We start from the raw sequence: 13881 nt of genomic DNA on the forward strand, positions 1-13881 counted from the left end.
GAGGAGACACCTTGAGCTACGCAAGCCAGGAATCCCAGTACATCTCGACCGCTCAGCGCCTCGCGGGCGCGGGCGCCGGCGGCGGCATCGCCCTCCCGCACGGTGCGCCGTCCTCGCGCTACGTGCTCCCGCAGTTCGAGGAGCGCACGGCCTACGGCTTCAAGCGCCAGGACCCGTACACCAAGCTGTTCGAGGACCGCATCATCTTCCTGGGCGTCCAGGTCGACGACGCGTCCGCGGACGACGTCATGGCGCAGCTCCTCGTCCTGGAGAGCCAGGACCCGGACCGCGACATCATCCTCTACATCAACTCGCCCGGCGGCTCGTTCACGGCCATGACGGCGCTGTACGACACCATGCAGTACATCAAGCCGCAGATCCAGACCGTGTGCCTCGGCCAGGCGGCCTCCGCCGCTGCCGTGCTGCTCGCGGCCGGGCAGCCCGGCAAGCGCCTCGCGCTCCCCAACGCCCGCGTGCTGATCCACCAGCCCGCGATGGAGGGCGGCGGCTACGCCCAGGCCTCGGACATCGAGATCCACGCGAACGAGCTCATCCGCATGCGCGAGTGGCTCGAGGACACCCTGGCCATGCACTCGGGGCGTGACGTCGAGCAGGTCCGTGAGGACATCGAGCGCGACAAGATCCTCACGGCCAAGCAGGCCCTCGAGTACGGACTGGTCGACCAGGTCCTGGAGAGCCGCAAGCCGGTCATCCAGAACAAGCCCTGATCTCGACATTTCCCCCCGACCCACCGGGGTGCCCGGCTGACAACGGGCCCCCGGTGGTGTGCAATGGTGGTAGGTCGGCGCGTGTCGTCCCAGATCGCGGGGGCCTCAGTCCCGGCGCAGCAGCAAGACCGAGGCTAGGAGGCTCGTAGTGGCTCGGATCGGAGATGGTGCAGACCTGCTGAAGTGTTCCTTCTGCGGTAAGTCCCAGAAGCAGGTCAAGAAGCTCATCGCGGGCCCCGGCGTGTACATTTGCGACGAGTGCATCGAGCTCTGCAACGAGATCATCGAGGAAGAGCTGTCGGAAGCGGCCGAGCTCGGGCTCGTGGAGCTCCCCAAGCCGCGGGAGATCTTCGACTTCCTCGAGCAGTACATCATCGGGCAGGACGCCGCGAAGCGGGCGCTGGCAGTGGCGGTCTACAACCACTACAAGCGGATCCAGGCGGGGGAGCACGCGCGCCCCTCGGACGACTCGCAGGTGGAGATCGCCAAGTCGAACATCCTGCTGATCGGCCCCACGGGCACCGGCAAGACGTACCTGGCGCAGACGCTCGCGAAGATGCTCAACGTGCCGTTCGCGATCGCGGACGCCACGGCGCTCACGGAGGCGGGGTACGTCGGCGAGGACGTCGAGAACATCCTCCTCAAGCTCATCCAGGCCGCTGACTACGACGTCAAGAAGGCCGAGACGGGCATCATCTACATCGACGAGGTCGACAAGGTCGCCCGCAAGTCGGAGAACCCGTCGATCACCCGTGACGTGTCGGGCGAGGGCGTGCAGCAGGCCCTGCTCAAGATCATCGAGGGCACCACGGCTTCGGTGCCCCCGCAGGGCGGGCGCAAGCACCCGCACCAGGAGTTCATCCAGATCGACACGACCAACGTCCTGTTCATCGTGGCAGGGGCGTTCGCCGGGCTCGACGAGATCGTGGCCACCCGCTCGCGCAAGCGCGGGGTCGGCTTCGGGGCTCCCATGGACTCGCACGAGGAGGCCGACCTCTTCGCCGAGGTTCGCCCCGAGGACCTGCAGAAGTACGGTCTCATCCCCGAGTTCATCGGGCGGCTGCCCATCATCACGTCGGTCGCCAAGCTCGACCAGGAGGCGCTCGTGCGCATCCTGACCGAGCCCCGGAACGCGCTGGTCAAGCAGTACCAGCGGATGTTCCAGATCGACGGTGTCGAGCTCGAGTTCGAGGACGACGCGATCAGCGCGATCGCCGACCAGGCGCTGCTGCGGGGCACGGGGGCCCGAGGGCTCCGCGCCATCATGGAGGAGGTCCTCCAGCAGGCCATGTTCGACGTCCCCAGCCGGGACGACGTCGAGCGCGTGGTCATCACCCGGGAGGCCGTGCTCGACAACGTCAACCCGACGCTCGTCCCGCGCACCGCGATCAAGCGTGCACCGCGCGAGAAGAGCGCGTAGGTCGCAGGGAGCACGAAGGGCCCCGGAACCTCGGTTCCGGGGCCCTTCGTCGTTTCGCGGGACGGCGCCGTCGGCGGGACCCGGGCCGTGCCGACCGCGCCCGTCAGGCGTCCGCGTTCGCGGGTGCGCCGTAGAGGTCGTCGATCGTCGACGTGAAGTCGCGCAGCACCAGGTTGCGCTTGACCTTGAGCGACGGCGTCAGATAGCCGTTCTGCTCGGTGAAGTCGGTCGTGAGCACCTGGATCTTGCGGATGGACTCCGCGCGGGAGACAGCCTCGTTGGCGCGGGTCACGGCACGGTCGATGGCCGCGAGGACGGTCGGGTCGGTGGCGGCGGTCGCGACGTCCATGGGCGGTAGCCCGTGGGTCGTGAGCCACCCGGGGAGCATCTCGGGGTCGATCGTGACGAGGGCGCCGATGAAGGGGCGCTGGTCGCCGACCACGACGACCTGGCTCACGAGCGGGTGGGCGCGCAGGCGGTCCTCGAGCTGAGCGGGAGCGACGTTCTTCCCGCCCGCCGTCACGATGATCTCCTTCTTGCGCCCCGTGATCCGCAGGTAGCCGTCCTCGTCGAGCGAGGCGAGGTCGCCCGTGCGGAACCAGCCGTCCTGGAGGACCTCCGCGGTCAGCTCGGGCTGGTTGTGGTAGCCGCGGAAGACGTGGTCCCCCTTGACGAAGAGCTCGCCCTCGGCGTCGACCTTGAGCGCCGTACCGGGGAACGCGGGGCCGACCGTGCCGATCTTGAGGCGGCTGGGCAGGTTCACGGCCGAGGGAGCCGTGGTCTCGGTGAGGCCGTAGCCCTCGAGGATCGTCAGCCCGACGCCGCGGAAGAAGTGGCCGAGACGTTCGCCCAGCGGGGCCCCGCCCGAGATCGAGTGGGTCAGGTCGCCACCGAGGGCCGAGCGCATCGAACCGAACACGAGCCGGTCCGCGAGCGCGTGCTGCGCCTTGAGGACGACCGAGGGTCCGCCGGCCGAGTCGAGCGCGCGCGAGTACGTGATGGCGACCTTGGCCGACCAGTGGAAGATGCGACGCTTGGCGCCCGCGCCCGCCTTCTGCTCGGCGGCGTTGTAGACCTTCTCGAACACGCGGGGGACGGCGAGCAGGAACGTCGGCTTGAACGAGCCGAGGTCCGGGACGAGCTTCTTGATGTCGGAGCTGTGCGCGAGGACCGCGGTGGGGGAGGCGATGCACACGACCTGGACGAACCGTGCGAAGACGTGCGCGAGCGGGAGGAAGAGCAGCGTGCGGGCGTCGGGCGTCGCGACGATCTCGGCGAGGCCGGCGACGCCGTTGCGGGTCAGGTGCACGAAGTTCAGGTGCGTGAGCTCGACGCCCTTGGGGCGCCCGGTGGCCCCCGACGTGTAGATGATGGTGGCGAGGTCGTCGCGTCCGGTCGCCGCGCGCCGCGCGTCGATCTCGTCGCGGGCCACGTCGGAGCCGCCGGCACGCAGGTCGTCGACCGCGCCGTCGTCGATCACCAGGACCTCCCGCAGGAGCGGGAGCCGCTCGCGGACGCTCTCGACGATCGCCGCGTGCGCGGCCGTCTCGACGAGGGCCACGCTCACGCCCGAGTCCGACAGGATCCACTCGACCTGGTCGGCCGAGGACGTCTCGTAGACGGGGATGGGCACGCCGCCCGCGGCCCAGACCGCGAAGTCGAGCAGCGTCCACTCGTACCGGGTGCGGGACATGATCGCGACGCGGTCGCCGGCCTGCACCCCGCGCGCGACGAGCCCGCGGGCCACCTCGACCACGTCGTCGTCGAAGGCACGGGCGCTCACGGGCTGCCAGGGGCCGCCCGGCGTGAGGCGTCGCTCGATCACCGCGTCGTCCCCGGAGCGCTCGACGCGGTCGGTGAGAAGCGTGCTGATGCTGCTGGTGGCCGGTACCTCGACGAGGCTCGGCGACGCGAATTCGGTCATGTCTACTCTCCGCTGAGTGGTGGGACAAGGACCGATTTTACTGCGTACCGGGCGTCCCACGTTCCGTCGGCCGGTTCGCCCGTCCCCGGCGCGAGCCTAGGATCGACGGATGAGCGAGCACCCCGCCCCCGCCACGGCTCCGCAGCCCGTCCCCGACGAGATCCTCCGGCTCCGCGAGAGCATCGACAACATCGACGCCGCCCTCATGCACCTGCTCGCCGAGCGCTTCAAGTTCACGCGCAGGGTCGGCGAGCTCAAGGCCCAGGGTGGGCTGCCGCCCGCGGACCCGGCCCGGGACCAGCAGCAGATCGCCCGCCTCACCAGCATCGCGGAGTCCTCCGGTCTGGACCCGGCGTTCGCCGAGCAGTTCCGCGAGTTCATCGTGAGCGAGGTCATCCGGCACCACCAGCGGATCGCCCGCGAGCACCAGGACGAGGTCCCGGTCCTGGACACCTACTCCTGAAGGTCGCGGCACGGCGTCCCCGGTGGCGTTCGTCGGCCACGTGCAGCAGGCTGGTGAGGACATCGGGGCGGTCGGCCTCCGACCGTCCCTCCGACGATGGATGTCTAGAGGTGCCTGCATGAAGATCGACTGGCTCAAGCCCCTGCTCGGCCACCCCGGCCCGTTCGCGACGGTCTATCTCGACGCGACACGAGGCGACGAGGCCACCGCACACGAGGTCGAGAACCGGTGGAAGGGAGTGCGCCGGGCGCTCGCCGCAGCGGGAGCCCCGGCGAGCATCATCGACGAGCTCGAGGAGTCCGTCACGCTCCCCACGAGGATGCCCGGCCCGCACGGCCGCGTCCTCATCGCCGACGAGGAGGGTGTCCTCGTCGACCGGGTCCTGAAGGACCCGCCCGCTGTCACGAAGGGGCTCTGGGGCCCCGTCCCCGCTCTGCTCCAGGCGGCGCGCGCGGCCGACGAGTCGGTCGACTACGTGCGCGTCGTCGTCGACCGCCAGGGGGCGGACCTCACGTGGTCCGTCGCGGGCGGTCACCTGCCCTACGGGGACGCGGAGTCCGTCGAGGGCGGGCACGACGTCATCAACAAGGTCCGTACGGGCGGCCTGTCCCACAAGCGGATCGAGGCGCGCGCCGAGGACTCCTGGGAGCGCAACGCCGAGGCCGTCGCGGCCGAGCTCGACCGGCAGGTCCTCGAGCACCGGCCCGAGCTCGTCCTCCTCACGGGCGACGTGCGGGCGGTGCCTCTCGTGCGGGCCGCGCTCACCAAGGCCACCGAGGAGCTCGTGGTCGAGGTCGCGGGCGGCGGTCGCGGCCCGGGCATCAACGAGGCGGCGTTCGAGTCCAACGTCGAGGACGCGCTCGAGAGCTTCCGCGAGCGACGCCGGGAGGCGGTGCTCGCCGAGTTCCGGCAGGAGCAGGGCCGTGAGGCGGCTGCCGTGACCTCCCTCGAGGACGTCGTCGCGGTGCTCTCCCGTGGCCAGGTCAAGGAGCTGATCCTCGCCGACGAGTACGGCCAGGACGCCGAGCTCGACGGTCGGACCCTGTGGATCGGGCCCAGCCCGCTGCACATCGGGTCCTCGCGCTCGGCCATCACCGACCTGGGCGTCAGCGAGGGGATCGAGGAGCTGCCCGCGACCGTTGCGCTGGTCCGCGCCGCGATCGGCCAGGACGCGGGCCTCACGTTCTCGCCCGACGGCAGCGTCGAGCTCATCGAGGGCGTCGGGGCGACCCTGCGCTGGAACGACGACAGCACGCCCAACGAGGTCGCGGCGACCATGTCGGGCGACGACGCGCGGTTGCGGGGCGAGATGGTCTGATCGCCTCGGACGCCGCGCTGGATCGTCAGCACGACGCAGGGCCCCGACCGCACGTGCGGTCGGGGCCCTGCGTCGTGCTGCGGGGGAGCGTCAGCCGCGGTTGCGGACCTCGGGCTCACCGAGCTCGGAGTGCACGACGACGATGCCGCCCTGGACGGCCGGGTCGCCCTGGCCCTCGGCCGCCTCGACGACGTCGAACGATCCGGTCACGCGTCCGGCGCCGCGGATGTCCGCCTCGGCTGCCCGGACCGACGCGACGAGCTCGGCGGGGACGGCCAGCGTCACGGCGAGGATCGGGGTGCGCATCGAGACCTTGGCCTCCGACTTGACCTTGCGCAGCGCGGCCAGTGCGTGTCCGGCACCCACGAGGACGACGGGGACGCCGCCCCTGGTCGCGGGAAGGAGCTCGGCCGTCGTGGGCCACGGTGCGCGGTGCACGGAGCCCTTGCGCCACCACGACCACACCTCTTCGGTCGCGAACGGCAGGTACGGCGCGAACAGGCGCAGCAGGGTGTCGAGAGCCAGGGCGAGCGCGACGCGTGCCGACTGCGTCTCGGGCGTGACGTCGTCGGGCCCGGCTCCTGCGCCGTAGGCGCGGTCCTTGACGAGCTCGAGGTAGTCGTCGCAGAACGTCCAGAAGAACGTCTCCGAGAGCTCCAGGGCGCGCGTGTGGTCGTACTCCTCGAGAGCGTCGGTCGCGCGGGCCACCACCTCGACGAGGCTTGCGATCATCGAGCGGTCGATCGGCTCGGTCACGAGGGCCGGGTCGAGCGTGATCTCGTCGCCTCCGAACGACAGCGCGAACTTGGACGCGTTGAGGACCTTGATCGCGAGGCGGCGACCGATCTTCATCTGACCGACCTCGAACGCCGCGTCGGTACCGAGGCGGGCAGAGGCGGCCCAGTAGCGGACCGCGTCCGAGCCGTGCTCCTCGAGCAGGCCCATGGGCGTCACGACGTTGCCCTTGGACTTGGACATCTTCTTGCGGTCAGGGTCCAGGATCCAGCCCGAGATCGCGGCGTTGGTCCAGGGCAGCGAGCCGTGCTCGAGGTGCGAGCGGACGACCGTCGAGAAGAGCCACGTGCGGATGATGTCCTGGCCCTGGGGGCGCAGGTCCATGGGGAAGACGCGCTCGAACAGGTCCGGGTCGGACTCCCAGCCGCCCGCGATCTGCGGCGTCAGGGACGAGGTCGCCCAGGTGTCCATGACGTCGGGCTCGCCCACGAAGCCGCCCGGGACTCCGCGCTGGTCGGCCGTGTAGCCCGCCGGGACGTCGGAGGACGGGTCGACCGGCAGGAGCGCCTCGTCGGGGACGATCGGGTGCTCGTAGTCGGTCTCGCCCGACTCCAGGACGGGGTACCACAGCGGGATGGCGACACCGAAGAAGCGCTGACGCGAGACGAGCCAGTCACCGTTGAGGCCACCGACCCAGTTCTCGTAGCGCACCTGCATGAACTCGGGGTGGAAGTTCAGCTCCTTGCCGCGCGCGAGCAGCTCCTCGCGCAGCGCCACGTCCCGACCGCCGTTGCGGATGTACCACTGGCGCGAGGTGACGATCTCGAGGGGCTTGTCGCCCTTCTCGAAGAAGTTCGCCTTGCGCTGGGTTGCGACGGGCTCGCCGTCCAGGTCGCCGGCCTCGCGCAGCGCGTCGACGACGGCCGTGCGCGCCGAGAACGTCGTCTTGCCCGCGATCTCCTCGAACAGCGCGACCGCGCGCTCGGACGTGAGCCACGCCGGCGTCTCGCGCGTGATGCGCCCGTCGCGGTTGATGATCGAGCGGGTCGGGAGCTGCAGCTCGCGCCACCACTGGACGTCGGTCAGGTCGCCGAACGTGCAGCACATCGCGATCCCCGCGCCCTTGTCCATCTGCGCGGCGGGGTGCGCCAGGACGGGCACCTCGACGTCGAACAGGGGGGAGGTGACCGTGGTGCCGAACAGGCCCTGGTAGCGCTCGTCGTCGGGGTGCGCGATGAGGGCCACGCAGGCCGCGAGCAGCTCGGGGCGCGTGGTCTCGATGTAGACCTTCTCGCCGCCGGGCGCGTGGAAGGCGACCTTGTGGAAGTGGCCGGGGTAGTCGCGCGCCTCGAGCTCGGCCTGGGCGACGGCCGTCTGGAAGGTCACGTCCCACAGGCCCGGGGCCTCGGACTGGTACGCCTCGCCGCGCGAGAGGTTTCGCAGGAACGCCTTCTGCGCGACGATGCGGGCCGGGACGCCGATCGTCTGGTAGTGGTGCGACCAGTCGACCGACAGGCCCAGGCGGCGCCACAGCTCCTCGAACTGGACCTCGTCCTCGGCCGTCAGGCGCTCGCACAGCTCGACGAAGTTGCGGCGCGAGACGGGCTGCTGGTCGGCGGCCTTGACGCTCTTGCCCTCGGCTCCTTGGAGCGGCGGCTCGTAGCCCTCGACGTAGGGCAGCGACGGGTCGCAGCGCACGCCGTAGTAGTTCTGCACGCGGCGCTCGGTCGGCAGGCCGTTGTCGTCCCAGCCCATGGGGTAGAAGACCTCGCGCCCCCGCATGCGCCAGAAGCGCGCGACGACGTCGGTGTGCGTGTAGGAGAACACGTGACCCACGTGCAGCGAGCCGGAGACGGTGGGCGGCGGGGTGTCGATCGAGTAGACCTGCTCGCGCGTCTTCGTCCGGTCGAACGAGTAGGTGCCCTGCTCGGTCCAGGCGGCGTCGAACTTGGTCTCGAGGCCGTCGAGGCTCACCTTGTCCGGTACCTCGCCGACCACGGCGCGGACTACCTGGGTGCCCTCGGCGGGGGCGGGTGCGGCGGTGGTCTGGGTGGCGGGTGCGGGCGTGGTGCCCTCGGCGGGTGAGCTCATGGACGACATTCTCCCAGAATCTCGGGGGCTCCTGTGAAACGGCCGGTCCCCGGACGGGACCCGGGCGCCCGAGTTTTCCCGAATGAAACAAAGGTCAAAGGTCCCTGGTTGACATGGTCATCGGCTCGTAACCTTCAAGCAAAGGCAGGGGCGTACGTGGACGCGCCCCATCGTCTCGACGCCTTTCGTTCGAGGTCCGACCCAGGAGTTGCAATGACATTGATCGACAGCGTGGCCGTGCATGGAACCGGAAGCATCCCCGCCGGCACGGTCCTTCCCCCCGCTGTCCAGGCCGCCCTGGATGCGTGCGCGAACGTCATCGTCCCCGGCTCCCGCGAGGAGCTCTACCGGCTCGCGCTCGGCCCCGAGGGCGGTCCGCGGTTCACCGTCGAGTACGACGTGCGCGGCACGCCGGTGCCCGAGGCCGAGGTGGTGCGGTGCAAGAACGGCATCGCCGTGAACTACCCCGAGGACTACATGCGTCGGCGCGACCCCGACTGCATGCGCATCGCCGACGACCTGCCGACCGACAAGCCGCGCTACCGGGACGTGTTCGGCGCCGAGTTCGACGCGGTCAAGGCCGAGACGCTCGACTGGCTCGCGGGGCAGGACCTCGTCGTCGTGCCCTTCAAGGCAGGCGGCCTCACGCACGGCTACCCCTCGCTCGCGATCTGCCCCGTCAACTCCGCGTTCTTCGCGCTCACCCTCGTGGACCTGCAGGGCTGGGTCACGTTCGACGAGATCGGCCCCTTCGAGCCGCGCTCGATCCTCTACGTCGCGCCGCCCTTCCGCCACACGCACTTCGACGGCCGTCAGGTCGTGGTCCACGACCGCTCCGAGACGCTGCACGAGGTCTTCGCGTACAACCTCTACCCGGGCCCGAGCGCCAAGAAGGGCGTCTTCTCCGTCCTGCTCGACGTCGGCGAGCAGGAGGGCTGGGTCACCGCGCACGCGTCCTCGGTCCGCGTCACGACGCCCTACGAGAACGAGACCGTGATCATGCACGAGGGAGCCTCGGGGGGCGGCAAGTCCGAGATGTGCCAGGAGATCCGACGTCAGGAGGACGGCCGCATCCTGCTCGGCACCAACGTCGTGACCGACGAGCCCTACGTCATCAACCTCGGCGAGACCAGCGCCCTGGACCCCGTGACCGACGACATGACGCTGTGCCACGTCGACCTGCAGACCGGCGACGGGCGCCTCGTGGTCGCCGACGCAGAGGACGGGTGGTTCGTGCGCGTCGACAACCTCACGGGCTACGGCCAGGACACGCACCTCGAGCGCGCCTGCATCCACCCCGACCAGCCCCTCGTCTTCTTCAACATCGACGGCGTCCCCGACGCGACCGTGCTGCCATGGGAGCACACGCTCGACTCGACGGGCAAGCGCTGCCCCAACCCGCGCGTGGTCGTGCCCCGTCACCTCCTGACCGACGTCACGGGCGCCGAAGAGGTCGACGTGCGCACCTTCGGCGCCCGGATGCCGGCCTGCACCCGCGACAACCCCACCTACGGGATCATGGGCATGATGCACATCGTGCCGCCGTCGCTCGCGTGGATCTGGCGGCTCATCGCCCCGCGCGGGGACAAGAACCCCTCGATCGGCGAGTCCAAGACCGCGACCGACAAGCTCGCCCACGGTGGCATGGTCGCCGAGGGGGTCGGGTCGTACTGGCCCTTCTCGACCGGCACCAAGGTCGCGGCCGCGAACCTCCTGCTGCGCCAGCTCGTCGACAACGACCGCACGCGCTACGTGCTCACGCCCAACCAGCACATCGGCGCGTACAAGGTCGACTTCGCGGCCGAGTGGCTCACCCGCGAGTACCTCGCGCGGCGCGGCGGCGGCAAGCTGCGGGCAGAGGAGCTGACCCCCTCGCGCTGCCCCCTGTTCGGCTACACGCTCCAGGAGATGAAGATCGACGGGCAGCTCGTCCGGCCGACCTTCCTCAAGCCCGAGATGCAGTCGCAGGTGGGCGTCGAGGCCTACGACACGGGCGCGAAGATCATCACGGACTTCTTCAAGAGCGAGCTCGAGCAGTTCCTCACCGACGACCTGGACCCGTTGGGTCGACAGATCATCGAGGTCTGCCTGCGCGACGGCTCGGTCGAGGAGTACGCCGCGCTGACCCCGCTGTTCACGTGACGGAGGCCCGCTGAGGCAGGACGGCCGCCCGGTCCGCACGACCGGGCGGCCGTCCTGCGGCAAGTATCAGATACCGGCGCTCGGGCGCGGGGCGCCCGTACTAAGGTCGATCCATGGACTTGACGATCGGCTACGCCGCCATGCTCGAGCAGTTCCACCCGACCGAGGTCATCGCCCTCTCCGAGTACGCCGAGAGCAAGGGCTTCTCGGGTGTCATGGCCGCGGACCACTTCCAGCCCTGGGTCCCCGCGCAGGGGCACTCGGCGTTCGTGTGGAACGTCCTGTCGGCCCTCGGCGAGCGCACGCGCGGCGACCTGGGACCGGGCGTCACGGCACCCACGTTCCGCTGGCACCCCGCGATGGTCGCGCAGGCCTCGGCGACGCTCGCCGCGATGTACCCGGGACGCCACTGGCTGGGCCTGGGCTCGGGCGAAGCCCTCAACGAGCACGTCACGGCCCAGTACTGGCCCGAGGCCCCCGAGCGCATCAACCGCATGTTCGAGGCCATCGACATCATCAAGAAGCTCTTCGCCGCGTCGCTCGCGGGCAAGGACACCAAGCACTCGGGGCAGTTCTACAAGCACGAGTCCACGCGCCTGTGGACCATGCCCGAGGTCGCCCCCGAGATCCTCGTCGCCACGGCAGGCCCGGTCACCGCGAAGCGTGCGGGAAAGCACGCCGACGGCCTCATCACGGTGGGCGCGCCGCTCGAGAAGATCTCGATGCTCTTCGGCAAGTTCGACGACGGCGTCCGCGAGTCCGGCCGCGACCCGCAGACCATGCCCAAGGTCCTCCAGCTCCACATGTCGTGGGCCGAGACCGACGAGGAGGCCCTCACGAACGCCATGACGGAGTGGCCCAACGGCGGCATGAAGTTCCCCAAGGCCGACATCCGTTCGCCCTTCGACTTCGAGCAGATGGCCAAGCTCGTGCGCCCCGAGGACTTCGAGGGCCGCCTGGTCATCTCGTCCGACCCCGACGTGCACCGCGCCTACATCCAGAAGTTCGTCGACCTCGGCTTCGACCGCATCTACCTGCACAACGTGGGCCGCAACCAGCGCGAGTGGATCGACACGTTCTCGCGCGACGTCCTGCCGAAGCTCGTCCGGTGACGTCCTCTCCCGTCCCCCCGCCCGACGGCGCCGCTCACCCCGGTCCGGCCGCGTCGCCCGGGGCGCGGGGCGCCGAGGGTGACGAGACCCGCTTCACGGTCGTGGCGCCGTCGGGCATCGGGGAGATCTCGCCCGGGGACGACCTCGCGCGCATCGTGGGGGACGGCCTCGATCGCGAGGGCGGGCTGCGCGACGGGGACGTCGTGGTCGTGACGAGCAAGGTCGTGTCCAAGGCCGAAGGACGCGTCGTCGCGGCCGCCGACCGCGAGCAGGCCATCACCGACGAGACCGTGCGCGTCGTCGCGACGCGGCCCTACCCCGGGGGCGTGCTGCGCATCGTCGAGAACCGGCTCGGACTCGTCATGGCCGCTGCGGGCGTCGACGCGTCCAACACGCCCGAGGGCACGGTGCTGCTGCTGCCCGTCGACCCCGACGCCTCGGCCCGCGCGCTGCGGGCGGCGCTCACGGAACGTTTCGGGGTGCGTGTCGGGGTCGTCGTGTCCGACACGGCCGGACGCGCGTGGCGCGAAGGCCTCACTGACCTCGCGATCGGCGTCGCCGGGGTGGTCGCGCTCGACGACCTGCGTGGCGGGGTCGACTCGCACGGACGCGAGCTGTCCGTGACGGTGACGGCCGTCGCCGACCAGATCGCGGCGGCGTCCGAGCTCGTGCGCGGCAAGGCTGCAGGGCGACCCGTGGCCGTGGTGCGGGGGCTCGGACGATTCGTGACCGACGAGGACGGGCCTGGGGCGCGAGTGCTCGTGCGGGCCTCGGAGACCGACATGTTCCGGGAAGGATCCGCGGAGGCGTACGCGCGGGGCGTGGCGGCTGAGCGGGCCGGCCGTGAGGCGATCGAGCCGGTCGCCCGCGAGGCGGGGTACGCCGACGGGTACCGCGACGGGTTCGCCGAGGGGTTCCGCGAGGGCACGGGCACCCCTGCGCAGGGCTGACGTCGGGTGCGCCGGCGGGTGCCGAGAACGGGGTTGAGGTCGTTCTGGGGCGGTTGACGACCGGAAGGACGTGTTCGAGCGCGGGAAGGTTGGGCCCGTGCCGGGTTCCACCGACGTCAATTCGCTGGGCGCCGAGAGGCGGCCGTCGCTATCGTTCCTGGATGCTCCCCAGCGACTGGATCCCGCACCGCCGACCCGACGACCGTGAGCACGTCGGCTGGATCCGGCCCGAGGGTGACGCCTGGGTCGCCGTCTCGCTCCTGGGTCACGACCTCACCGACCCGGTCGACTGGCTCGACGCCGAGGAGGCGCTCGACAGCACGGGACTGTCCTGGCTCGCGGACGTGTGGATGCTCGAGGACGAGGCGCGCGAACCACTGCGTGTCCGCCTCGTCGAGGTCACCCCGGAGCGCGTGGTCGTCCAGACCGACGACTTCGGGGCGATCGACGCGCACGTCGTGCGGTACGAGCTGCCGTGGCCGGCGCCCGCACGTCTGCGACCGCGACGCGCCGAGGACCGCGACGGTCGAGTGGTCTTCGGTCCCGCTTGACGAGGCGCGTCGGGCGACCGGGCGCAGGCCGTCGCACAGGCGTCAGTCCGTGGTCGTGACGCCTTCGTAGAGGCCGAGCTGGTTCCCGTCGAGGTCCTCGAAGACGGCCCACCAGCTCGTCGGGCTGATCTGCGTCCTGGCCATGAGCACCTTGCCGCCGAGAGCGCCGACCTGGGCGAGCGTGTCGTCGATCGAGTCGACCTCGACGTAGCTGCGCGGGGTGGTGAACCCCTCCTCGCGCGGCGCGAGCCCGCCACCGCTGATCTGGTTGGGGGCCCGCCACATGGGGTACCCCTCGAATCCGGGGACCTCGGCGATGTCCCAGCCGAACAGTCCGCTGTAGAACGTGCGGGCCGCCTCGGTGTCGCCGACAGGGATGTCGATGTGCGTGATGTCGCCGTGAGCCATGAGAACTCCTCGGGAGGGAGAGCGGGCGCACGGACGCAC

At 70.6% G+C, this 13881-nt stretch carries 11 protein-coding genes; 8 read left to right on the forward strand and 3 right to left on the reverse strand.

Translation table 11 applies throughout. The features are described 5' to 3' along the window. Positions 1-11: 11 nt before the first annotated feature. Both ACZDYF_RS05470 and clpX read left to right on the forward strand, forming a co-directional pair. Positions 12-728 carry an ATP-dependent Clp protease proteolytic subunit gene (locus ACZDYF_RS05470; protein WP_225226994.1) on the forward strand — a complete coding sequence of 239 codons (717 nt, stop codon included), beginning with the start codon at positions 12-14 and terminating at the stop codon, positions 726-728. Between the two features lie 148 nt (positions 729-876). Beyond that, positions 877-2148 carry an ATP-dependent Clp protease ATP-binding subunit ClpX gene (clpX, locus tag ACZDYF_RS05475; RefSeq protein WP_191790543.1) on the forward strand — a complete coding sequence of 424 codons (1272 nt, stop codon included), beginning with the start codon at positions 877-879 and terminating at the stop codon, positions 2146-2148. A 103-nt stretch (positions 2149-2251) separates the two neighbouring features. Here the strand turns inward: clpX and ACZDYF_RS05480 are convergent, their stop codons facing one another. Further along, a complete protein-coding gene (locus ACZDYF_RS05480; RefSeq protein ID WP_475054435.1) occupies positions 2252-4072 on the reverse strand; it encodes an AMP-dependent synthetase/ligase in 1821 nt (606 codons plus the stop codon). A gap of 109 nt (positions 4073-4181) precedes the next feature. Here ACZDYF_RS05480 and ACZDYF_RS05485 point away from each other — a divergent pair, with 109 nt between their 5' ends. Both ACZDYF_RS05485 and ACZDYF_RS05490 read left to right on the forward strand, forming a co-directional pair. Then, a complete protein-coding gene (locus ACZDYF_RS05485) occupies positions 4182-4535 on the forward strand; it encodes a chorismate mutase (protein ID WP_204808433.1) in 354 nt (117 codons plus the stop codon). A gap of 118 nt (positions 4536-4653) precedes the next feature. Then, the gene (locus tag ACZDYF_RS05490; RefSeq protein WP_475054437.1) at positions 4654-5853 is read left to right on the forward strand and encodes a baeRF2 domain-containing protein; all 1200 of its coding nucleotides are present in this window, start codon (positions 4654-4656) and stop codon (positions 5851-5853) included. 90 nt (positions 5854-5943) lie between these two features. On the opposite strand, the gene valS is transcribed toward ACZDYF_RS05490, so the two are convergent. Then, positions 5944-8679 carry a valine--tRNA ligase gene (valS, locus tag ACZDYF_RS05495; RefSeq protein WP_475054441.1) on the reverse strand — a complete coding sequence of 912 codons (2736 nt, stop codon included), beginning with the start codon at positions 8677-8679 and terminating at the stop codon, positions 5944-5946. A 213-nt stretch (positions 8680-8892) separates the two neighbouring features. Here valS and ACZDYF_RS05500 point away from each other — a divergent pair, with 213 nt between their 5' ends. From ACZDYF_RS05500 to ACZDYF_RS05515, 4 genes are all read left to right on the forward strand, one after another. After that, positions 8893-10821: a DUF4914 family protein gene (locus tag ACZDYF_RS05500; protein WP_475054443.1), complete on the forward strand. Its 1929-nt coding sequence runs from the start codon at positions 8893-8895 to the stop codon at positions 10819-10821. Between the two features lie 113 nt (positions 10822-10934). Continuing rightward, positions 10935-11933: a TIGR03557 family F420-dependent LLM class oxidoreductase gene (locus ACZDYF_RS05505; RefSeq protein WP_138824860.1), complete on the forward strand. Its 999-nt coding sequence runs from the start codon at positions 10935-10937 to the stop codon at positions 11931-11933. A 101-nt stretch (positions 11934-12034) separates the two neighbouring features. Further along, on the forward strand, positions 12035-12883 hold the full coding sequence (gene cofE, locus ACZDYF_RS05510) for a coenzyme F420-0:L-glutamate ligase (RefSeq protein WP_475054621.1): 849 nt from the start codon (positions 12035-12037) through the stop codon (positions 12881-12883). Positions 12884-13044: 161 nt separating this feature from the next. After that, positions 13045-13434, forward strand: a complete 390-nt coding sequence (locus ACZDYF_RS05515; RefSeq protein WP_475054446.1) for a hypothetical protein — start codon at positions 13045-13047, stop codon at positions 13432-13434. Positions 13435-13476: 42 nt separating this feature from the next. Here the strand turns inward: ACZDYF_RS05515 and ACZDYF_RS05520 are convergent, their stop codons facing one another. Continuing rightward, positions 13477-13842, reverse strand: coding sequence for a VOC family protein (locus ACZDYF_RS05520; RefSeq protein WP_475054448.1), 366 nt, complete (start codon positions 13840-13842; stop codon positions 13477-13479). Between the last annotated feature and the right edge of the window lie 39 nt (positions 13843-13881).

The sequence above is a fragment of the Oerskovia sp. PE-21s genome, from assembly GCF_056158145.1.